At 69.9% G+C, this 20,755-nt stretch carries 17 protein-coding genes and 2 pseudogenes; 10 read left to right on the forward strand and 9 right to left on the reverse strand.

All coding sequences use genetic code 11. The annotated features are described in order from the left end of the window. Window positions 1-68 precede the first annotated feature (68 nt). Window positions 69-1,460 carry an AmpG family muropeptide MFS transporter gene (locus tag AC3EGR_RS23755; protein ID WP_488549008.1) on the reverse strand — a complete coding sequence of 464 codons (1,392 nt, stop codon included), beginning with the start codon at window positions 1,458-1,460 and terminating at the stop codon, window positions 69-71. A 31-nt stretch (window positions 1,461-1,491) separates the two neighbouring features. On the opposite strand from AC3EGR_RS23755, the gene AC3EGR_RS23760 reads away from it, so the two are divergent. The 3 genes from AC3EGR_RS23760 (at window position 1,492) to AC3EGR_RS23770 (ending at window position 5,226) form a co-directional block, all read left to right on the forward strand. Next, on the forward strand, window positions 1,492-2,328 hold the full coding sequence (locus AC3EGR_RS23760; protein ID WP_488549009.1) for a M48 family metallopeptidase: 837 nt from the start codon (window positions 1,492-1,494) through the stop codon (window positions 2,326-2,328). Window positions 2,329-2,386: 58 nt separating this feature from the next. Further along, the gene (locus AC3EGR_RS23765) at window positions 2,387-2,896 is read left to right on the forward strand and encodes a MarR family winged helix-turn-helix transcriptional regulator (protein WP_488549010.1); all 510 of its coding nucleotides are present in this window, start codon (window positions 2,387-2,389) and stop codon (window positions 2,894-2,896) included. Between the two features lie 95 nt (window positions 2,897-2,991). After that, entirely contained in the window at window positions 2,992-5,226 is a 2,235-nt protein-coding gene (locus AC3EGR_RS23770) for an alpha,alpha-trehalose-phosphate synthase (UDP-forming) (protein WP_488549011.1), read from the forward strand. An 18-nt stretch (window positions 5,227-5,244) separates the two neighbouring features. Here the strand turns inward: AC3EGR_RS23770 and AC3EGR_RS23775 are convergent, their stop codons facing one another. Continuing rightward, window positions 5,245-7,173 (reverse strand): PAS domain-containing hybrid sensor histidine kinase/response regulator, encoded by a 1,929-nt coding sequence (locus tag AC3EGR_RS23775; protein WP_488549012.1) that lies wholly within the window; start codon window positions 7,171-7,173, stop codon window positions 5,245-5,247. Window positions 7,174-7,280: 107 nt separating this feature from the next. Further along, window positions 7,281-8,168, reverse strand: coding sequence for a DMT family transporter (locus AC3EGR_RS23780; protein ID WP_488549013.1), 888 nt, complete (start codon window positions 8,166-8,168; stop codon window positions 7,281-7,283). Between the two features lie 42 nt (window positions 8,169-8,210). Between AC3EGR_RS23780 and pyrF the strand changes: the two genes are divergently transcribed. Further along, window positions 8,211-9,035, forward strand: a complete 825-nt coding sequence (gene pyrF, locus AC3EGR_RS23785) for an orotidine-5'-phosphate decarboxylase (RefSeq protein WP_488549014.1) — start codon at window positions 8,211-8,213, stop codon at window positions 9,033-9,035. 46 nt (window positions 9,036-9,081) lie between these two features. Here the strand turns inward: pyrF and AC3EGR_RS23790 are convergent, their stop codons facing one another. Beyond that, the gene (locus AC3EGR_RS23790) at window positions 9,082-9,336 is read right to left on the reverse strand and encodes a GlsB/YeaQ/YmgE family stress response membrane protein (protein ID WP_488549015.1); all 255 of its coding nucleotides are present in this window, start codon (window positions 9,334-9,336) and stop codon (window positions 9,082-9,084) included. 91 nt (window positions 9,337-9,427) lie between these two features. Beyond that, complete coding sequence (gene uvrA, locus AC3EGR_RS23795; protein WP_488549016.1) at window positions 9,428-12,400, reverse strand: excinuclease ABC subunit UvrA; 2,973 nt, start codon at window positions 12,398-12,400, stop codon at window positions 9,428-9,430. Window positions 12,401-12,468: 68 nt separating this feature from the next. Between uvrA and AC3EGR_RS23800 the strand changes: the two genes are divergently transcribed. The 3 genes from AC3EGR_RS23800 (at window position 12,469) to ssb (ending at window position 14,885) form a co-directional block, all read left to right on the forward strand. Further along, window positions 12,469-12,996 carry a hypothetical protein gene (locus AC3EGR_RS23800; RefSeq protein WP_488549017.1) on the forward strand — a complete coding sequence of 176 codons (528 nt, stop codon included), beginning with the start codon at window positions 12,469-12,471 and terminating at the stop codon, window positions 12,994-12,996. Window positions 12,997-13,134: 138 nt separating this feature from the next. Further along, window positions 13,135-14,346 carry an MFS transporter gene (locus AC3EGR_RS23805; protein WP_488549018.1) on the forward strand — a complete coding sequence of 404 codons (1,212 nt, stop codon included), beginning with the start codon at window positions 13,135-13,137 and terminating at the stop codon, window positions 14,344-14,346. 23 nt (window positions 14,347-14,369) lie between these two features. Next, the gene (gene ssb, locus AC3EGR_RS23810) at window positions 14,370-14,885 is read left to right on the forward strand and encodes a single-stranded DNA-binding protein (RefSeq protein WP_488549019.1); all 516 of its coding nucleotides are present in this window, start codon (window positions 14,370-14,372) and stop codon (window positions 14,883-14,885) included. A gap of 47 nt (window positions 14,886-14,932) precedes the next feature. Here ssb and AC3EGR_RS23815 read toward each other — a convergent pair. Together AC3EGR_RS23815 and AC3EGR_RS23820 are read right to left on the reverse strand one after the other, a co-directional pair. Then, window positions 14,933-15,271 (reverse strand): annotated as a pseudogene (locus tag AC3EGR_RS23815) (response regulator); the annotation flags it as partial. Window positions 15,272-15,374: 103 nt separating this feature from the next. Beyond that, window positions 15,375-15,635: a hypothetical protein gene (locus AC3EGR_RS23820; protein ID WP_488549020.1), complete on the reverse strand. Its 261-nt coding sequence runs from the start codon at window positions 15,633-15,635 to the stop codon at window positions 15,375-15,377. A 126-nt stretch (window positions 15,636-15,761) separates the two neighbouring features. Between AC3EGR_RS23820 and AC3EGR_RS23825 the strand changes: the two genes are divergently transcribed. Next, window positions 15,762-16,223: a hypothetical protein gene (locus tag AC3EGR_RS23825; protein ID WP_488549021.1), complete on the forward strand. Its 462-nt coding sequence runs from the start codon at window positions 15,762-15,764 to the stop codon at window positions 16,221-16,223. A 31-nt stretch (window positions 16,224-16,254) separates the two neighbouring features. Here the strand turns inward: AC3EGR_RS23825 and AC3EGR_RS23830 are convergent, their stop codons facing one another. Then, window positions 16,255-17,517, reverse strand: a complete 1,263-nt coding sequence (locus AC3EGR_RS23830; protein WP_488549022.1) for an alpha/beta hydrolase — start codon at window positions 17,515-17,517, stop codon at window positions 16,255-16,257. 87 nt (window positions 17,518-17,604) lie between these two features. Between AC3EGR_RS23830 and AC3EGR_RS23835 the strand changes: the two genes are divergently transcribed. After that, window positions 17,605-18,732, forward strand: a complete 1,128-nt coding sequence (locus AC3EGR_RS23835; protein ID WP_488549023.1) for a BamA/TamA family outer membrane protein — start codon at window positions 17,605-17,607, stop codon at window positions 18,730-18,732. A gap of 33 nt (window positions 18,733-18,765) precedes the next feature. Here the strand turns inward: AC3EGR_RS23835 and mnmA are convergent, their stop codons facing one another. Beyond that, window positions 18,766-19,914: a tRNA 2-thiouridine(34) synthase MnmA gene (gene mnmA, locus AC3EGR_RS23840; RefSeq protein WP_488549024.1), complete on the reverse strand. Its 1,149-nt coding sequence runs from the start codon at window positions 19,912-19,914 to the stop codon at window positions 18,766-18,768. 32 nt (window positions 19,915-19,946) lie between these two features. On the opposite strand from mnmA, the pseudogene AC3EGR_RS23845 reads away from it, so the two are divergent. Continuing rightward, a pseudogene (locus tag AC3EGR_RS23845) lies at window positions 19,947-20,755 on the forward strand (hypothetical protein); the annotation flags it as partial.

The following is a 20,755-nucleotide window of genomic DNA, read 5'->3' on the forward strand; positions in this document are numbered from 1 at the left end:
CGTAAGGAACGGCTCACTTACAGCGAGCCCGCGCCGTGCCGCGCCTCGCGGCGGGCGCGTCAAGTTTTTCAGCGCGTCGCGGTCGCCGCGCGGGTCGTGCCGTGCCGTCCCTGCATCCGCCACAGAAGGAGGATCAGCAGCATCGGCGGGATGGCGGTCAGGGCGGTCGCGATGAAGGCGGTCGCATAGGCGCCCAGCAGGCCGTACGTCGGGGTCATCGTTTCCACCGCGACGCCGGAGAAGCCCTTGAGGAACTTGCCCAGCAGCGCATACGTGGAAGACAGCATCGCGTACTGCGTGGCCGTGTAGCCCAGGCTGGTCAGGCTGGACATGTAGGTCACCAGCGCCACGCCCGCGAAGGCCTGCGCGAAGGAGTCGAGCGACATCACGGCCGCGAAGGTCATGTCGTCCACGTGGAAAGCCAGCAGCGCGAACGCACCGGTGCCCAGCGCTTCGAGCACCAGGCCGACAATCAGGGTGGGCAGGATGCCGACCCGGATGGCCGTGAGCCCCGCCGCGGCCAGGCCCACGAAGGTGGCGACCAGTCCGAACGATCCCCGCACCAGCGCCACGGTGTCCTTGCTCACGCCGAGGTCGTGGTAGTACGGGTTGTACATGGGGCCCATGATGAAGTCCGGCAGGCGGTACAGCGCGACCATCAGCAGGATGACGAGGCCCGCCACGCGGTGCTTGCGGAAGAAGTCGACGAAGGGGCCGATCAGCGCGTCCAGCAGGCCGCGCGCCGACCACAGGGGCGGCTTGCTGTGCAGGACCTCGTCGGCGCGCGTGGGTTCGAACGCGAAGAAGGTCGCCGCCACGCCCACGGCCATGAGCACGGCCATTGCCACATAGGAGATCGGCCAGCCGACGCGTTCCGCCGCGGCGATGATGGCGGCGTCGGTGACCAGCAAGGCGATGCGGTAGCCCAGTTGCGCGGCCGAGGTGAGCAGCCCCACCTCATCCGAATCGGCCGCCGCCTCGATGCGCCAGGCGTCGATGGCGATGTCCTGCGTCGCCGACGCGAACGCGACCAGCAAGGCAAAGGCGCCGATCACGGCCAGCCCCGCCTTCACCCCGACCATGGCCATCCCGACCAGCCCGAGCGCGACCAGCAGCTGGCAGAAGAGCATCCAGCCGCGCCTTCGCCCCAGGCGTCCCAGCAGCGGGACGTCGAGCCGGTCCACCAGCGGCGACCAGTACACCTTGAAGGCGTAGGCGAACCCCACCCAGGAGATGAAGCCGATCGCGATGAGGCTGGTCCCTTCGTCGCGCAGCCAGTAGCCGAAGGTGTTGGCCGTCAGCAGGAAGGGCAGGCCCGAGGAGAACCCCAGGGCCAGCATGACGGCGACCTTGGGCTGGCGCAGTTCGCGCAGGACCTGCAAGGCGGAGCGCCGGCGGCGAGCCGGTGCGTTGGGCGGTGCAGGTGCGCTCGGGGTGGAACTTGCGACAGGTTCTGACATGGCTACCTTGGTTCGTCCGTATTATTGGCCCATGTGTCGACTGTGTGCCGCCAAGTCCAGCGCCTTCATCGGCCGGCGCGCCTTCCTGCTGGCAGCCGGCGCTGGCATGGCCGGCGCCTCCCTGGCCCAGGTCAACGTGGGGCCGCCCTCCACGGTGCGCAGCCTGGTGCCGGCGAACGAGCTGGAAGTCGCGGCCGCGCAGCAATACAGTGAGCTGATGCAGCAGGCACGCACCAAGGGCGCACTCGCCCCCGAGAACCATCCGCAGCTGCGCCGCCTGCGCTCGATCGCCTCCCGCCTGATCGCCGACGCACCGCGCTGGAACGAGCGCGCGCGGCAGTGGCACTGGGAAGTGAACCTCATCGGCAGCAAGTCGATCAATGCCTTCTGCATGCCGGGCGGCAAGATCGCGGTGTTCACCGGCCTGCTGGACCGGCTCGAGCTTTCCGACGACGAAACCGCGATGGTGGTCGGCCACGAGATGGCACACGCCTTGCGCGAGCATGCGCGCGAGCGCATCGCCAAGAGCCAGGGAACGGGCGCGCTGCTGTCGCTGGGCGCGCAGCTGTTCGGACTGGGCCAGCTCGGCGACGTGGCGGCCAACATCGGCACGCAGCTGCTCACGCTGAAGTTCAGTCGCGACGACGAGACCGAGGCCGACCTGGTCGGCCTGGAGATGGGCGCGCGTGCCGGGTTCAATCCCCGTGCCTCGCTGACCCTGTGGGAGAAGATGGGACGCGAGTCCGGCAGCAACGGCAACCTCGCCTTCCTTTCCACCCACCCGACGGGCCCCGATCGCATGCACAGGCTGAACGAAAACATCCCGCGCGTGGAGGGCCTGTACCAGCAGGCGATCGCCCGCCGCTGATCGCACGGACGCAGCCGGCGCAAGGATCGAACCCGGCGGCAGGCCCTAAGATGGCGCCATGCCGACCCGAAGCACCCCACCCAAGAAGCCGGCGGGCCCGGAGGCGGCGGAACCTGCTGCCCGGGTGTTGCGGCGGTTTCGCCTGGTGTTCAACGCCGTCAAGAGCCACTTCCGCGCGGTGGAGACCAAGGCGGGCATCTCCGGCGCGCAGCTGTGGGCGCTGTCGGTGATCCATGCGCGGCCCGGCATCGGCGTGGGCGAGCTCGCGCGCGCCATGGACATCCACCAGTCGACCGCGAGCAACCTGCTGCGTGCGCTGATCGACAAGGCCCTGGTGGCCGCCGAACGCGGCGGTGAGGACCGCCGCGCCGTGCAGCTCAAAGCCACCGCGCGCGCCGCCAAGCTGCTGGCGAAAGCGCCGGGGCCGTTCTCCGGCGTGCTGCCCGAGGCGCTGGAGCGCCTGGACAAGCGCACGCTTGGCCGCCTCGATCGCGACCTCGCCCTGCTGATCGAGGAACTCGGCGTGGACGAGCGCGGCGCCGGCATCCCCCTGTCCGAAGAGCGGTAGGCGCCCCCAGGCCTGTCCCCGGGACACCGGCAAGGATCGGGGCGGTAACATCCTTTTGTCAGAATGCATCGACGAAACATTCACCGGGACCCGTATTGCTGAAGACTTTCCGCCTGCAGTTGCGCTTCCTCGTGCCGCTGGTGATCATCCTCACCGGCACCGCCTACCTGGCGGTTCCGGTCATGGACCGTCTCACGCTGCGCTGGTTCGCGCGCGACCTCGACATGCGCGGCAACCTCGTGGCCAACGCGCTGTCCGACTCGCTCACCGACAGCGAGACGCGCGGCCGCAGGCTGCAGGCCGTCTTCGACCGGGCCGTGCAGGACGAGCGCCTGGTCGCGATCGGCTGGTGTTCGCCCAACGGGCAGGTGCTGCGCCGCACCGCGCGCTTCCCGAAGGACCTCGAGTGCGAGCAGGCGCGCCAGGTCGCACTCGCGCGCGAGGCTTCGATGGACATCGAGGGCGGGCCCGTGCACGTGAGCTTCCACCCGATCGTGGGTGAGGCCGGGCCCGCGGGCAACCTCATCCTCATGCACGACCTGAGCTTTGTCGAGCGCCGAAGCCAGGACACGCGCAAGTACCTGATCATCCTGATCGCCGCCCTGGGTGGCGCGATCGCGCTGGTCACGGTGATCGTCGCCCAGCTGAGCTGGCGCGGCTGGGTGTCCGGCGCGCAGGCGCTGCTGCGCGGGGAAGGGCTGCTCAAGCCGATGCTGCCCCCCGTCCCGGAGCTCGCGCCGCTCGCTGCCGACCTGCGGGAGAGGCTGCGCGACCTGGAGGACGAGTACCGGCGCATGCCACGCTCGGACGAAGGCTGGAGCGCGGAGCGCCTGCAGTCGCTGCTGCGCACGCAGCTGCGCGGCGACCAGGTGATCGTGGTGTCCAACCGCGAGCCCTACATCCACGAGAAGCAGCCGGACGGCAGCCTTGCCGTGCACCGTCCCGCCAGCGGCCTCGTCACCGCAGTGGAGCCGGTGATGCGCGCCTGCTCGGGCACCTGGATCGCGCACGGCAGCGGCAGCGGCGACCGCGAGGCAGTGGATCGGCACGACCGCGTGGCGCTGCCGCCCGGCGAGGACGACTACCTGCTGCGGCGCCTGTGGCTCACCGAGGAACAGGAGCAAGGCTATTACTATGGCTTCGCCAACGAAGGGCTCTGGCCCCTGTGCCACGTGGCGCACGTGCGGCCCGTGTTCCGGGAGCAGGACTGGGAGCACTACCGGCACGTGAACCAGCTGTTCGCCGATGCGGTGGTGGCGGAGGCACGCGGCGACGATCCCGTGGTGCTGGTGCAGGACTACCACTTCGCGCTGCTGCCGGCGATGGTGCGCCGCAAGCTCCCGCGCGCGACCATCCTCACGTTTTGGCACATCCCCTGGCCGAACCCGGAGTCGTTCGGGATCTGCCCGTGGCGCCGCGAGATCCTCGAAGGGATGCTGGGCAGCACGATCCTGGGTTTCCACACGCGCTACCACTGCAAGAACTTCATCGAGACCGTGGACCGCTACCTGGAGGCGCGCATCGAGCACGAGCACTCGACGATCACCTTCGGCGGCGAGGACACGCTGGTGGAGAGCTATCCCATCTCCATCGAGTGGCCTTCGCCCGAGGAGGCGCGCGAGTGGCCTTCGCCCGGCCAGTGCCGCGCCGAGCTGTTCGAGCGCCTGCAGATCCCCGAGGGGCACCGCATCGGCGTCGGCGTGGACCGCTTCGACTACACCAAGGGCATCCTGGAGCGGCTCAATGCCGTCGAGCGCCTGCTGGAAAAGCATCCGGAATGGCGCGGGCGCTTCACCTTCGTGCAGGTGGCGGCGCCCTCGCGCGGGGCGCTGGAGGAGTACCGCGCCTTCCGCGAACGCATCGAGCGCGCCACCGAGCGCATCAACACGCGTTTCGGCACGCCCGAAGCGCCGGTGGTGCGGCTGCTGGCCCAGCACCACGACCACGACCAGGTCATGCGCCTGTACCGAGCGGCCGACGTGTGCATGGTGACCAGCCTGCACGATGGCATGAACCTGGTGTGCAAGGAATTCGTCGCCGCCCGCGACGATGAACGGGGCGTGCTGATCCTCAGCCGCTTCGCCGGCGCCGCCCGCGAAATGCCCGAGGCGCTGGTGGTGAATCCGTACCACGTGGAGGAGACGGCCGACGCGCTGCAGCAGGCCCTCACCATGCCGCCGGCGGAGCAGCGCGAACGCATGGCCAGCCTGCGCAGCACCGTCCACGAATACAACGTCTACCGCTGGGCGGGCCGCATGCTGGCCGACGCCGCGCGGCTGCGCCTGCGCCAGCGCGTGTCCGACCGCGTGCAGCGGCACAGCGTCGGTTGAGGGGCGCCGGCCCGCGGCTCAGCGCGTGTCCGGCGGCTTGCCCGAGCGCTCGCGCGCTTCGTTGAGCAAGGAAATCAGGGCATCGAGTTCCACGGGCTTCGTCAGGTGGGCATCGAAGCCGGCCGCGCGCGTGCGGCGCTTGTCGTCTTCGTTGCCGAAGCCGGTCATCGCCACCAGGAAGGCACCTTCCGAGGCGTTCTGCTCGCGCAGGCGCCGGCGCGCCTCGAAGCCGTCCATGCCGGGCATGGCCAGGTCCAGCAGGATCATCTGCGGCTTCAGCCGCGCGGCGACCGCGACGCCGCTCTCGCCGTCGTAGGCGCACTCGACGTGGTTGCCCAGCAGGCGCAGCACGTCGCTGGCGCTGTCGGCGGAATCCCGGTTGTCGTCGATGACCAGCACCCGCAGGCCGCCCTCGGCGTCCTCGGGGTCTTCGTCGTCCAGCGGCACGGCCTGCTGCGTGGAGATCGGCAGGCGGACCGTGAACGTGCTGCCTTGCCCCAGGCCCGGGCTCTGCGCTTCCAGCGAGCCCCCGTGCATTTCCGTCAGCGAACGCGCCAGGGTCAGGCCGATGCCCAGGCCGCTGTCGCTGCCGGCGGAGGTGCCGACCTCGGTCTGCATGAACAGCTGGAAGATGGTGTGCAGGTGCTCCGGAGCGAGCCCGCGCCCGTCGTCCTGCACCCGCACGTAGACGAAACTGTCGACGGATTCGACTTTCAGCGTGATGTGGCCGCCTTCGGGGGTGTACTTGGCGGCGTTCACCAGCAGGTTCTGCAGCACCTGCGACAGGCGCGTGGAATCCCCGTTCACGTACACCGGTTGCGGCGGCTGCTCCACGGTGAAGGTGTGCCGGCGCGCGGTGATCAGTGGCCGCGCCGTTTCGATGCTGCGCGCGACGACGTCGGACAGCCGCACCAGTTCCTTGCGCAGCTTGATCTTGCCGGTGGTCAGGCGACCCACGTCCAGCAGGTCGTCGACCAGGCGGGTCACGTGCGTGAGCTGCCGGTCGATCACGTCCCGGCAGTTGCGCAGCACCGGGCTCGCGAGCGTTTCCAGCTGCATGATCGTGACCGCGTTGCGGATGGGCGCGAGCGGGTTGCGCAGCTCGTGCGCGAGCATCGCCAGGAATTCGTTCATCCGCCGGCTGGTGCTCTCGAGTTCTTCCAGCCGCCGGCGGTCGCTCATGTCGCGCGTGATCTTGGCGAAGCCGCGCAGCGCGCCCTCGGCGTCCCGCACCGGCGTCACCACGACGTTGGCCCAGAACAAGGACCCGTCCTTGCGCACGCGCCAGCCTTCGTTCTCGACGCGGCCGTGCGCGAGCGCGTCCTCCAGCTCCTTCTCCGGCTTGCGCGCGGCGGCGTCTTCCGGCGTGTAGAAGGCGCGGAAATGGCGGCCGACGATCTCGCTCGCCTCGTAGCCGTTGATCGCCTGCGCGCCGGCGTTCCAGCTCTGGACCATGCCCTGCGGGTCCAGCATGAAGATCGCGTAGTCGCGCACGCTGTCGACGAGGAGGCGGAAGCGCTCCTCGCTTTCGCGCAATTCCTCCTCGTGCTGGCGCCGTTCGGTCAGGTCGCGCGTGATCTTGGCGTAGCCGGTGAGCTCGCCCATGGGCCCGTACAGCGCCGTGATCACCACGTTGGCCCAGAAGCGGCTGCCGTCCTTGCGCAGGCGCCAGCCTTCGTCCTCGAACCGGCCGCGCGCCTTGGCCAGGCGCAGCTCCTCCTGCGGCCAGCCGGAGGCGACCGCCTCGGCGGGGTAGAACACGGAGAAGTGCTGGCCCAGGATCTCCTCGCGCCGCCAGCCCTTGAGCTTCTGGGCGCCGGTGTTCCAGGACATGATGTGGCCGTCCGGATCCAGCATGAAGATGCCGTAATCCGTGACGGCTTCGATCAGGAGTTGCAGCCTCTGGTCGAGGCCGTTGCCGGGTTGCAAGCCGAGGGACGGGGTCATGGGTCCGCCATTATGTAAATCGCATGTGCTTAGGCTGTGCGTGACCCGGCGTGACGCGGCCTCGTCCTACAGGCCGGCAGTGGCTTTGTCACACCACGCGCCAGCGCTCAAGCCGGAACGCGCCGCGCCGGCCACAGCACCGAAGCGATGGCGACCATCATCAGTCCGACGGCGACCCAGTCCTGCCAGTGCACCGCCTCGCCCAGCCACACCGCCCCGCTGAACACGCCGAGGACCGGGATCAGCATCACGCTGAGGGTGGATGCGACCGGCGGCAGCCCGCGCGCGAGGTAGGTCCACGCGGCGTGCGCGAACCCGAAGATCAGGACCGCGTTGAACAGGATGGTCCAGGTCGCGGTGAAATTCGGCGCGGTCCACTGGGGCGCCTCGAAGAACCAGGCCAGCACGCCCATGAGGACGGCCGTGAGCAGCGTCATCCAGAAGGAGATCGCCAGCGCCGGCACCTCCATGCGCGTGCGGCGCAGCTCCTGCGTCCCCAGCGCCCAGCACGCGGCGGCGACCAGCGCCAGCAGCACGCCGACCGGCCGGCCCGCGAGCTGCGTCAGCTCGTGCCACAGGAGCAGCAACACGCCCAGGGCGGCGGCGCTCACGCCGGTCCAGGCGCGGCGCGACAGCGGCGACGCGTAGAAGAGGGCGCCGATCAGCGCGGAGAAGATCGGCATCGTGTAGCCCAGGATGGCGGCGCGCCCGCTGGAAAGCGTACGCACCGCCAGGATGATGCACACGTGCCAGACGAACATGTTGGTCGCCGCCAGCCAGACCAGTTCGCGCCAGGCACGGCGCGGGATGCGGAACGGCACCTTCAGCACCGCGAGGCCCAGCGCCAGCACCGGCAGGCCGATCCACATCGACAGCGCGCGGAAAGTGAGCGGCGGGTAGTTGCTCACGCCCAGCTTCATCACGGGCCAGTTGACGCCCCACACGAGCGTGAGCAGGACGAGGATCACCAGTTGCCGGGGGGTGAGGACATGCATGGGGCGCCATTCTGCTTGCAGCCCGGAAACTAGAATCTCCGCATGACATTCCTCGAGATGCTCCTGGGCGCGCAGCAGCGCAACCGCTCCATGCTGTGCGTGGGGCTGGATCCGGAGCCGACGCGCTTCCCCGCCGGCATGAAAGGGGATGCGGCGCGCATCTTCGATTTCTGCGCCCGCATCGTCGACGCGACCGGCGACCTCGCCATAGCCTTCAAGCCGCAGATCGCGTACTTCGCCGCGCACGGCGCCGAGGCGCAGCTGGAGCAGCTGGTGCGGCACATGCACGCGGCCTTCCCCCAGGTCCCCGTGATCCTGGATGCGAAGCGTGGCGACATCGGTTCCACCGCGGAGCAGTACGCGCGCGAAGCCTTCGAACGCTACGAGGCCGACGCCGTCACGCTGTCACCCTTCATGGGCTTCGATTCGGTGCAGCCCTACCTGAAGTACCCGGGCAAGGGCGCCTTCCTCCTGTGCCGCACGTCCAACCCGGGCGGCGACGACCTGCAGAACCAGCGGCTGGCGTCCGTCGAAGGCCAGCCGCTGCTGTACGAACACGTTGCCCGGCTCGCGCAGGGAGGCTGGAACCTCAATGGGCAACTGGGGCTCGTGGTCGGGGCCACCTACCCGGCGGAGGTGGAGCGGGTGCGCGCCCTCGCGCCCACGGTGCCGCTGCTGATCCCGGGGGTGGGCGCGCAAGGCGGTGACGCCGCCGCCACGGTGAAGGCGGGCTGGCGTCCCGATGCGCCCATCGTGGTGAGTTCGTCGCGCGCGATCCTCTATGCGTCCTCGGGCGAGGACTTCGCCGATGCGGCGCGGCGGGAGGCGAAGCGCACGCGGGACCTGCTGGAGGCGGCGAAGGAGTGATCGGTGGGGTTCGCTCTACGTGAACCCCACCGAAGCGCGCAGTGCCTTACCGGTACCGCCGCCCGCGCACCAGGCTCACGATCACCAGCAGCACGATCGCGCCGAGAATGGACGCGATCCAGCCGGCCGGCTGCCCGGGCGTGTAGAGGCCCATGGCCTGGCCGGCCCAGCCCGCCAGGAAGGAACCGGCAATGCCGACCAGCGTGGTCAGGATGATGCCCATGCGGTCGTTGCCCGGCTTGAGCGCGCGGGCCAGCAGGCCGACGACGAAGCCGACGATGATCATGGTCAGGATGGCCATGGTTGAACTCCCTTTCCTTGTAAAGACGAGGCCATCCTAGGCAGGCTGCAGCCGGCCTCCTGTAGGCGCTGGCTGGTCCGGCCGGTGCGAATCAGCTGAGGAATCGCTTCAGGTAATGCCCCGTGTGGCTCTGCGGATGCGCCGCCACCTCCTCGGGCGTGCCGGCGAGGACCACGGTTCCACCGCCGTCTCCGCCTTCCGGACCCATGTCGATCACCCAGTCGGCGGTCTTGATGACGTCCAGGTTGTGCTCGATCACGACGATGGTGTTGCCGGCGTCGCGCAACTGGTGCAGCACCCGCAGCAGCAGGTCGATGTCGGCGAAGTGCAGCCCGGTGGTCGGCTCGTCCAGGATGTAGAGCGTGCGGCCCGTGTCGCGCTTGGACAATTCCAGCGCCAGCTTTACGCGTTGCGCCTCGCCGCCCGACAGCGTGGTGGCGGACTGGCCCAGCTTGATGTACGACAGGCCGACTTCCATCAGCGTGTGCAGCTTGCGGGCGATCGCCGGCACCGGCTTGAGGAACTCGTAGGCGTCCTCGACCGTCATGTCCAGGATCTGGGCGATGTTGCGGCCCTTCCACTGCACTTCCAGGGTCTCGCGGTTGTAGCGCTGGCCGCGGCAGACGTCGCAGGACACGTACACGTCCGGCAGGAAGTGCATCTCCACCTTCACCACGCCGTCGCCCTGGCAGGCTTCGCAGCGGCCGCCGGCCACGTTGAAGGAGAAGCGCCCCGGGCCATAGCCGCGCTCCTTGGCGGTGGCGGTCTCGGCCATCAGTTCGCGGATGGGCGTGAACAGGCCGGTGTAGGTCGCCGGGTTGCTGCGCGGCGTGCGCCCGATCGGCGACTGGTCGACGTTGATCACCTTGTCGAAGTGCTCGATGCCTTCGATGCTCTCGTGCGGCGCCGGCTCCTCGTGGGCGCGGTAGAGCTCGCGGGCGACCGCGGCATACAGCGTGTCGTTCACCAGCGTGGACTTGCCCGAGCCCGACACGCCCGTGACGCACGTGAGCAGGCCGACCGGGATGTCCACGGTCACGTTCTTCAGGTTGTTGCCCTGCGCCCCGGAGATGCGGATCACTTGCGGATCCGGCTGCTCGCCCAGGCGCACCCGCCTGGCCGGCACCGGAATGGCCAGCGCACCGGAGAGATACCGGCCGGTGAGCGAGTTCGCGTCGCTCACCACCTCCATCGGCGTGCCTTGCGACACCACCTCGCCGCCGTGGATGCCCGCCCCCGGACCCATGTCCACGACATAGTCCGCCGCCCGGATCATGTCCTCGTCGTGCTCGACCACCAGCACGCTGTTGCCCAGGTCGCGCAGGTGCTGCAGCGTGCCGATCAGGCGGTCGTTGTCGCGCTGGTGCAGGCCGATGCTGGGCTCGTCCAGCACGTACATCACGCCGGTCAGGCCCGAACCGATCTGCGATGCGAGCCGGATGCGCTGCGCCTCGCCGCCCGAGAGCGTCTCGGCGCTGCGGTCCAGGCTCAGGTAGTTCAGGCCGACGTCGTTGAGGAAGCGCAAGCGGTTGGAGATCTCGCGCACCACCTTGTCCGCGATCTCCGCCTTGGCGCCGCGCAGCTCCAGGTCCTCGAACCACTGCTGGCTGTCGCGCAGCGTCATGTGGCCGATCTGGAAGATCGCCCGCGCCTGTTCGCCTTCGCCCAGCCGCACGTGGCGCGCTTCGCTGCGCAGGCGGGTGCCTTCGCAGACGGGGCAGGGCTGCAGGCTGCGGTAGCGGGCGAGCTCTTCGCGCACCGCAGGCGAATCGGTTTCGCGGTAGCGGCGCTCCATGTTGGGCAGGATGCCTTCCCAAACGTGTTTCTTGGTCACCTTGCGGCCGGCGGACGCGCCGGACTCCAGCGCGTAGCTGAAGCGGATCTCCTCCTCGCCCGATCCGTGCAGGAGCGCCTTGCGCACGTGCGGCGGCAGGTCCTGCACCGGCGCGTCGACGTCGAACTTGTAGTGCCTGGCCAGGCTTTCGATCAGCGCGAAGTAATAGGGATTGCGCCGGTCCCAGCCCTTGATGGCGCCGCCGGCCAGCGACAGCTCGGGGAAGGCGACCACGCGCTGCGCATCGAAGAACTCCATGGTCCCGATGCCGTCGCAGGCCGGGCAGGCGCCCACCGGGGAATTGAAGGAGAACAGCCGCGGTTCCAGCTCCGAAATCGAGTAGTGGCAGATCGGGCAGGCGAACTTGGCGTTGAAGACGTGTTCCTTGCCAGTGTCCATCTCCACCGCCACCGCGCGGCCCTCGGCCAGGCGCAGCGCCGCCTCGAAGCTCTCGGCCAGGCGCTGCTGCACCTCGCTGCGCACCTTCAGCCGGTCCACCACCACGTCGATGTCGTGCTTCTCGGCTTTCTTCAGTTTCGGCAGGTTCTCGTACTCGTAGACCTCGCCGGCCACACGGAACCGCACGTAGCCCTGGCCCTGCATCTCGGCGAACAGCTCGGTGAATTCGCCCTTGCGTTCGCGGGCCACCGGCGCCAGCACCATCAGGCGCGTGTCTTCGGGCAGGGCCAGCACCGCGTCCACCATCTGCGAGACGGTCTGCGACTGCAGCGGGATGTCGTGGATGGGGCAGTAGGGGGTGCCGGCGCGGGCGAACAGCAGCCGCAGGTAGTCGTGGATCTCGGTGACCGTGCCGACCGTCGAGCGGGGGTTGTGGCTGGTCGCCTTCTGCTCGATGGAAATCGCCGGCGACAGGCCTTCGATCATGTCCACGTCCGGCTTGTCCATCAGCTGCAGGAACTGGCGGGCATACGCCGAGAGGCTCTCCACGTAGCGCCGCTGTCCCTCCGCGTACAGGGTGTCGAAGGCGAGCGAGGACTTGCCCGACCCGGACAGGCCCGTGATCACCACCAGCCGGTAACGGGGCAGGTCGAGATCGATGTTCTTGAGGTTGTGGGTGCGGGCGCCGCGGATGCTGATGCGCTGGCCCAGGGCCTCGTGCAGGTACTTGCCTTCGCTGGTGGTGTTCAAGGGATTCGGCCGCGGCAAGGGAAACCCGACATGATAGGGCGAGCGGGTCGGTCGGCGTCCACGCGTAAGCAGTTTCGCCATTTGTATCCGCGCGGAAGGGCTGCGGTCGCCGCCGCGTTCATGCGGCATACCACCACGAGGAGCCCTGCATGAAGAAAACTTCCCTGCGGTCCCACCTGCGCACCTGCGATCGCCGCCTGCTCGGCGCGTACGCCGCCGCGCTGCTGGCGCTGGCTGCGATGGTTCCTGCGGCCGCGCGGGCCGACGACGGGCCCTTCCGCTTCGACGGCGGCATCGGCTCGCAGCCCTTGCGCGCTGGTGGCTTGGCCAATGACGTGTTGGGCATCAACCCGGGCGGGCGCCCGTGGGTCATCGAACGCCTCACGGCACGGATCGGCGCCAACAGCAACGCCAAGGTCGACGGCCGCGGGCTCCTGCTGGGCGGCGGCTCCGCCGTCGGACGCAACGGTGGCCAGAGCGTGCGCGCACGCCTGATCTGCAACGACGGCGTCAGCATTCAGTCCACCCATGACACAACCCTGGTCGCGCTCGACGCCGCCGGCGACTTCCGCTTCGACGAGCCGCTGATCCCGGCGGTCCCGACCACGTGCGGCAACCCGATCCTGCTCATCGTCAATACTGGCGGCTCCTGGTTCGCTGCGGGGATTCCGAAGTAGGCCCTCGCCTGTTCCCACCTGATGCCGGGCCCTGCCCGGCGTCGCCACATACGGGACAATCGGCTCTTTTCGCGGGCAGACCTGCCCGCGGCCGCCCCCGTCCACGTGAATCGCACTCCCGCCCCAGCCTCCAGCCGCATGACCCCGGGCGAGCGCCGCGCCAGCGCGTCGCTCGCGCTGATCTTCGCCGCCCGCATGCTGGGGCTGTTCCTCGTCCTGCCGGTGTTCGCCCTGGAGGCGCAGCGCTACCCGGGCGGCGACGACCCCGCGCTGGTGGGCATGGCCATGGGCATCTATGGCCTCACCCAGGGCCTGCTGCAGATCCCCTACGGGCTGGCCTCGGACCGGTTCGGCCGCAAGCGCGTGATCGTGCTGGGCCTGCTGGTGTTCGCCATCGGCAGCTTCCTGGCGGCGGCGGCGCCCAGCCTGGGGTGGCTGATCGCGGGCCGGGCGCTGCAGGGCGCGGGCGCCGTGTCCGCCGCCGTCACGGCCTTGCTGGCGGACCAGACGCGGGACATCGTCCGGACCAAGGCGATGGCCATGATCGGCGCCAGCATCGGCCTGATGTTCGCGCTGTCGCTGGTGGCCGCGCCGCTGCTGGCGGCGCGCGTCGGGCTGCACGGCCTGTTCGCGATCACCGGCGGCCTGGCGCTCGCCTGCATCGGGGTGCTGCTGTGGTGGACGCCGCCGGCGCCGCAGCAGAAGGTCAGCCAACCGCGCGGCCGGCTCGCGGATGTGCTCACTTACGCACCGCTGGTGCGCCTGAACGTGGGCGTCTTCGTGCTGCACGCGGTGCAACTGGCGATGTGGGTGGCGGTGCCGGCCCTGCTGGTGCAAGCCGGCGTGCCGAAGGAGCAGCACTGGCACGTCTACCTGCCCGCCGTGCTCGCTTCCTTCGTGCTGATGGGGGGCGTGCTGTTCCCGCTGGAGCGGCGCGGCTACCTGCGCGCGGTGTTCCTGGTCTCGATCGCCCTCGTCCTGGTCGTGCAGGCAGGGCTATGGGCGGATTCCGTGCACCCGAGCATCATGGCGCTGGCCGTGCTGCTGTTCCTTTTCTTCTGCGGCTTCAACGTGCTGGAGGCCACCCAGCCCAGCCTGGCGTCCCGCCTCGCCCCGCCCCAGTCGCGGGGCGCCGCCCTCGGTGTGTACAACACCCTCCAGTCGCTGGGACTTTTTGCCGGCGGTGCGGTCGGCGGCTGGCTCGCCAAGCACGTTGGCTGGGGAGGGCTGTTCGGCGCCTGCGCGGCCATGATGCTGTTGTGGCTGGTGGTCGCCTGGCCCATGCGCGCGCCGCAGGTGGTGCGGCAGTCGGCCGAGGAGGTGCTGGCCGACGAAGCGCAGGCGACATAATCCGTCCTGAACAGAGGAACACCATGGCATCCGTCAACAAGGTCATCATCGTCGGCAACCTGGGGCGCGACCCCGAGACGCGCACCTTCCCGAGCGGCGGGCGCGTGTGCAACGTCACCATCGCGACCACGGAACGCTGGAAGGACAAGCAGTCCGGCGAAATGAAGGAACTCACGGAATGGCACCGGGTCGTGTTCAACGACCGGCTGGCCGAGATCGCCGGGGAGTACCTGCGCAAGGGTTCGCAGGTCTATGTCGAAGGCAGCCTGCGCACCCGCAAGTACACGGACAAGGACGGGGTCGAGAAGTATGCGACCGAGATCCGCGCCGACGAGATGAAGATGCTCGGCAAGCGCGAGGGCATGGGCTCTCCGGCGGGTGGCGGCGACGACGACGGGGGCTACGAGGCCGCGCCGCGCCGGTCCGCGCCGCCCAGCCGCGCACCCGCTTCCTCGGCGCCGCGCTCCGGCGGTGCCGGCGGCGGCGCGTCGAAGCCGGCCTCCGGGTTCGACGACATGGACGACGACATCCCGTTCTGAGCGTCGGCGGCGGGGGCGTCGTCCAGGGCACGAAGATAGGCCAGCAGCTGCTCCAGTTCGACCTTGGCGAAGACGGCGTCCGCGCCTAGTTCCTTGCACCGCTCGGCCACCACGGGCGTCACGAAGTCGCTGAAGACGACCACCTTGTGGCCGTTGCCGAGCGAACGGGCATGGCGGATCAGTCCGAAACCGGTTCCGCCGGGCAGCAGCATGAGGTCGGTGATCAGGACGTCCCAGGCGTCCGGGCGGCTCAGCAGCCAGTCCGCCGCGCTGAGCTCGGACCCGGCCGTTCCCACCACGTCCATGCCGCCGAGCGCCTGCAGCAGTTCGACCAGCGAATCGACTGCATGCGGGTTGTCCTCGGCGATGAAAAGCCTGTGTGCCATGGAAGTAGTACCTTGCCATTGCACAGGGCGCGCGCGAGCGTCCTTGTAGGAGCCGGGCTCCAGTCGCAGCGCGACGGCTTCCGGAAAGGGGTGGTCCCGCCCTTCAGATGGTGCCGAGCCTGCGCAACACTCCGGGGTCCCACTCGGTGCTCAGGCCGAGTTCGCGCAGGCGCGCGCGCAGGTGCCGTTCCTGCGACAGGCCGGAGAGCGTCACGTAGCGGTAGAGCTCGCCGCCCTCGTTGACCACCCCCAGGAACAGGCGTGGTTCGCCCGCCGGACGACAGCGCGCGTCCTGGATGGCGGAGGCGATTTCCGCGTCCATCGGATGGCGCGGCTTTCCATTGACGAGCCCGAACTGCGGCACGGTACATCTCCCAGAGGGACGGGATTGTAGGGATGGGCCCTAACCCAACGGTGTAGCAACTCGCATGCCGCCGCAACGAGGTGTACCCTGCGGCCCTTTCACCCCGCCCAGACAGGAATAGCCGGCATGGACGTCGCAAATTCGCACCATGACGCACCCTGGCGGTGGCTGCCGGGCCGGCGGATCCGCGGTTACGGGGTGGCGAGCGGTCGCGCCGCGGCCAGCCCGTATCCGGCGGGGACGGTCGTGCTGCAGGCCCCGTTCTTCCGGGAGCGGGGCGTCGACCTGTCGCCGTATTTCCCGGGCACCTTGAACGTCGACCTGGCGCCGCACACCCCGCCGCCGGGCCGACCCGTGTTCGACGGCCGGCTTCGCTGGTTCACTGGGCTGGAGGAGCGATTCGTCCTCACCCCAGTGGCCCTGCGCCATGCGGGCAGCGTGCACCAGGGGCTCTGGTATTACCCGCATCCGGAAACCAAGCCGGACCACTTCCAGCGTCCTGGCGTGGTCGAATTGCTGCTGCCCTGGATCCCCGGCCTGCCGGAGGACGCGCGCGTAGAGGTAGGCTTCGCCGCGGCGGACCCATGACCACGCGCATCGGCAGCACGAGGCGCGGCGTTCAGCGGCGCAGGACCGGGTACGCCTCCAGCAGCCGGGTCGCCACGCAGTCGGCATAGCCGTCCGGCATGCGCCAGACCCTGGAGCCCGGCTTGGTGCGCAGGCAGCGCTGCTCCGGCGGGATCGGATAGCGCAGCGACAGCGTGACGTCGGTGGAGATCACCTCGTTGGCGTACCAGTAGCCGTGGCCCTTCATCCCACCCGTCTCGTGGGCGCCGCGCACGTCGGTGACGTCGATCGCCTGGAAGCGCGGTTCCTGCGACATCACGCGCAGCTCGGCCTGGCTCAGCTCCTGCAGGTCGTCCAGCTCCGGTGAACCGAGCCGCGATGCGCCGGCGAGGAGCGAGGAGAAGCCAAGCGCCCGGTCGGAGCGCGAGAAGTACACGATCACCTGCTGGGCGAGGTCCAGCGCGGGCTTCACGTGTTCGCGCGCGAAGGTCTTCAGGTCCACGTCGGAGGCGGCGAAGATGACGTTGCCGATGCGAAAACGCTGCTGCAGGCGCGCGGGGTCCAGCCCCGCGTGCTGCGCGCGCAGCTGCGCCAGCGCCGACGCCAGCAGGGGCGAGCCGCAGCTGTAGGCAAGCAGGTTCACCTGGCGGGCCTGCGTGCGCCCGAGCAGGGCCACCAGCCGGGCGATGTCGGAAATCGAGCGCCGCGCCCTGGGGCAGTCGCTCACGTAGTTCCAGAACTTCGTGCCGGTGGGCCACTGGAAGGTGACGGTGGCGCCCTGCCCGAGGTAGTGCGCGAAGGACGCCATCTGCACCGCGACCTCGTCGAAGGTCACGCGGTAGCCGTGCACGTACAGCACCACCGAGCGATTGCTGGTGCGAGAGACCTGCGCGTCCACCTGTGCGATGAACTCGCGGTCCGCCTGCGTCAGGTCCTCGCCGCGCCCCGCCGGCCCCATCACCTGCACGAGTTCGACGGCGCCGGGCCGCGGCTCGTGCACGCTGCTGGCGAGGTCGGAAGCGAGCAGCTGGTCCCAGGTCCAGCCGGGTTCGCCCAGGCGCACGGTCGCGACGCCCAGGGAGACGCCGTCGGCCTGCCCGTCGCCGAAGTGCCCGGGGCCGTCGGTGGCCTGGCGCGTCGTGGCGAAGAACACCGGGACCTGTGTCGTGCGCAGCGCGGGTGGCAGGTGGCGCGCGAAGTCCAGCCGCGGGTCCTTGATCACCGCCGGGGTGGGAGCCAGGTGCGGCACGACCGTCCCGCAGCCGGCCAGCAATCCGGCGCACACCAGCAGCAGCGCGAAGAGGCAAAGCCGCATGCGATCAGTGTCTCCGCCGCGCGCGCCTGCCCATCATTGGACAAAGGTCCCATGGCACGCCCAGGACGCGTGCGAAGAATCGCTCGGGTGCCGCACCACCGTGCCTTCGCCACCTGCCTGCTGTTGCTCGCTGCCTGCGCGCGCGCCGACTGGCTGGAAGGCTTTCGCGATCCGCAGGACGGGCGGCTGGATCTGTCGGAGTGGCTGCTCGATCGCAAGGGCGTGCTGCCCGTCCCGCTGGTGATCTCGGAGCCGGCGCTCGGCATCGGCGGCGGCGTGGTGGGCCTGTTCTTCCGCGAATCCATGCGCGAGAGCGGTGAGAAGGCGAAGGCGACGGGGCGCATCGCGCCGCCGGATATCTATGCCGCGGGCGCGGCAGCCACGGACAACGGCACCCGCGGCGCCGCATTCGGCGGCATGGTGAGTTCCCAGAGCGGGCGCTACCGCTGGCGCGGCGCCGTGGTGCGTCCCGACGTCAACCTGGAGTTCTTCGGCGCGGGCGGCACCGGCCCCGGCCGGCAGTTCAACATGCAGGGCCTGGTGTCCATCCAGCAGGGCATGGTGCGCCTGGGGGAGAGCGACAGCTGGCTGGTCGGGCGCTGGAACTACTTCGACCTGAGGAACCGCTTCGATCCGGGCGTGCCGGGCGGCGTGGTCGGCACCTTCGAAGGGAAGAACAAGGCCTCGGGCCTCGGCGTGTCGCTCGAGACCGATGCACGCGACACGATCTTCACCGCCTCGACCGGCTACAAGGCGGGGCTGGACCTCACTTTCTACGACCCGGCGATCGGCAGCGACCAGCGCTTCCAGACCTACCGCGCCTACGGCTTCGGCTACTGGCCGCTGGCGAAGTCCCTGGTGCTGGGCGCGCGCGCCGACGCGCGGAGCACGGGAGGCAACGTGCCCTTCTACCTGCTGCCCTTCATCGAGATGCGCGGCGTGCCGCTGCTGCGGCTGCAGGACCGCCACACCGCGCTGGTGGAAACCGAGCTGCGCTGGAACGTGGACGAGCGCTGGGCCGCCGTGGGCTTCTTCGGCGCGGGCCGCGCCTGGGGGACCAGCACCAGCTTTTCCGAGGGGACGGGCACCGTCACCAAGGGCGCCGGCTTCCGCTATCAGGTCGCGCGCCGGCTGGGGCTGTCCGTCGGCGTGGACTGGGCCTGGAGCACCCAGGACCATGGCTGGTACCTCATCATGGGGACCGCCTGGCGTTAGCGCGCGCCGGCGGCGCGCGCGGGGCACGGACGCTCAGGCCGTGACGTTCTCGTCTGCCGTTGCAGGGACGGCGGAAGCGATCACGCCGCCGCCCAGGCAGACCTCGCCGTCGTACAGCACGGCCGACTGGCCGGGCGTCACGGCCCACTGGGCATCCTGGAAGGCGAGGCGGAAGCCCGCGTCCGTGCGCACGAAACTGCAGCGCGCATCCGCCTGGCGGTAGCGCGTCTTCGCTGCATAGCGACCGGGCGCCGGTGGCTCGCCCGCGATCCAGCTCACGTCGTCCGCTTCCAGCGCGGCCGACTGCAGCCAGGGATGGTCGTGGCCCTGCACGACCCACAAGGTGTTCTTGGCGACGTCCTTGCGCGCGACGAACCAGGGGGCGTGTTCGCCGCCGCCGCGGGCGGCGCCCTTTTCCTTCACCCCGCCGATGCCCAGCCCTTGCCGCTGGCCGAGCGTGTAGAACGACAGGCCCTGGTGCTTGCCGATGCTGCGGCCGCGCTCGTCCTTGATCGGGCCCGGCTCCTTGCTGATGTAGCGGTTGAGGAAGTCGCGAAAGGGCCGCTCGCCGATGAAGCAGATGCCGGTCGAATCCTTCTTCTTCGCGTTGGGCAGCCCGACCTGTTCGGCGATCTGCCGCACCATGGTCTTGCGCAGCTCGCCCACCGGGAACAGCGACTTCGCCAGCTGTTCCTGGTTCAGCCGGTGCAGGAAGTAGCTCTGGTCCTTGCTCTCGTCCATGCCCTTGAGCAGTTCGAAGCGGCGCGCGTTGCCGCCCATGGCGCGCTCGCGCACCCGCGCGTAGTGGCCGGTGGCGATCTTCTCGGCGCCCAGGCGCAGGGCGTGGTCCAGGAAGGCCTTGAACTTGATCTCGGCGTTGCACAGCACGTCCGGGTTGGGCGTGCGGCCGGCCTGGTACTCGCGCAGGAACTCCGCGAACACGCGGTCCTTGTATTCGGCGGCGAAGTTGACGTGCTCGATCTCGATGCCGATCACGTCGGCGACGGCCGCGGCGTCGACGAAGTCCTCGTTGGCCGAGCAGTACTCGCTGTCGTCGTCGTCCTCCCAGTTCTTCATGAACAGGCCGACCACCTCGTAGCCCTGCTTCTTGAGCAGCCACGCGCTGACCGCGGAGTCCACCCCTCCGCTCAGACCGACCACGACGCGGGGCTTGCTGGGCATGTATGCGATTATCCCCGGGGACCCTTGCCCTCATGCTCCAGAAGCCCAACGCCGTCCCGCTGCCCCGGCAGCGGATGTCGCCCGCAGGCATCGCGGCCAGCGGACTGCTGCACATCGCGCTGGTGTGGCTGCTGCTGCAGTACGCGCCCGTGCAGCAGGCGGTGCGCTATGTGGTGGTGCAGGCCATCCGTCCGGCCACCCCGCCTGCGGCCGCGCCCGTGGCGCCTCCTGCCAGCCGGGCGATCACGCCGCAAGCCAGCCCGGGCACCCCCGGCGATCCGCTGTCGGTCTTCACGCTGCGGCCGGAGTCCAGCATGCCGCTGCGCGCGACGGACACTTTGCCGGAATTGCAGCGGCGCAAGCCCGAGCCCAGGCGCCAGCGGCGCGAGACCCCGCGGCCGGAACAGGCGCCGGTCGTGACGCCGCGGCTGCGGACCGAACCTGAACGCACGGTGCCCGAACGCGAGCCCGAGCCGGCGCCGCCACCGCCCGAACCGGCGCCCGCGGCGGCGGAGCCTGCACCGCCGCTGCCCCCGCCGCCGGTGCCCGTGCCGCCGGTGCCCGTGCCGCCGGTGCCGGTGGAGGTGCCCGTGCCGGCGCCGGTTCCAATTCCCGTGCCCGCGCCGGTGCCGGTGCCCGTTCCCGCGCCTGCGCCCGCACCTGCGCCTGCGCCTGCGCCCGTGCCGGTCCCGGCGCCTGAGCCTGCACCCGCGCCGGCGCCTGCCCCGGTGCCTGCGCCGGCACCGGTCCCTGCGCCCCCGGCGCCGGCTCCCGTTCCGGCGCCGCCGGCACCTGCACCGGTCCCGGCCCCACCGGCTCCTGCACCGGTGCCAGCACCTGC

Source organism: Ramlibacter sp. G4-7, from assembly GCF_057784995.1.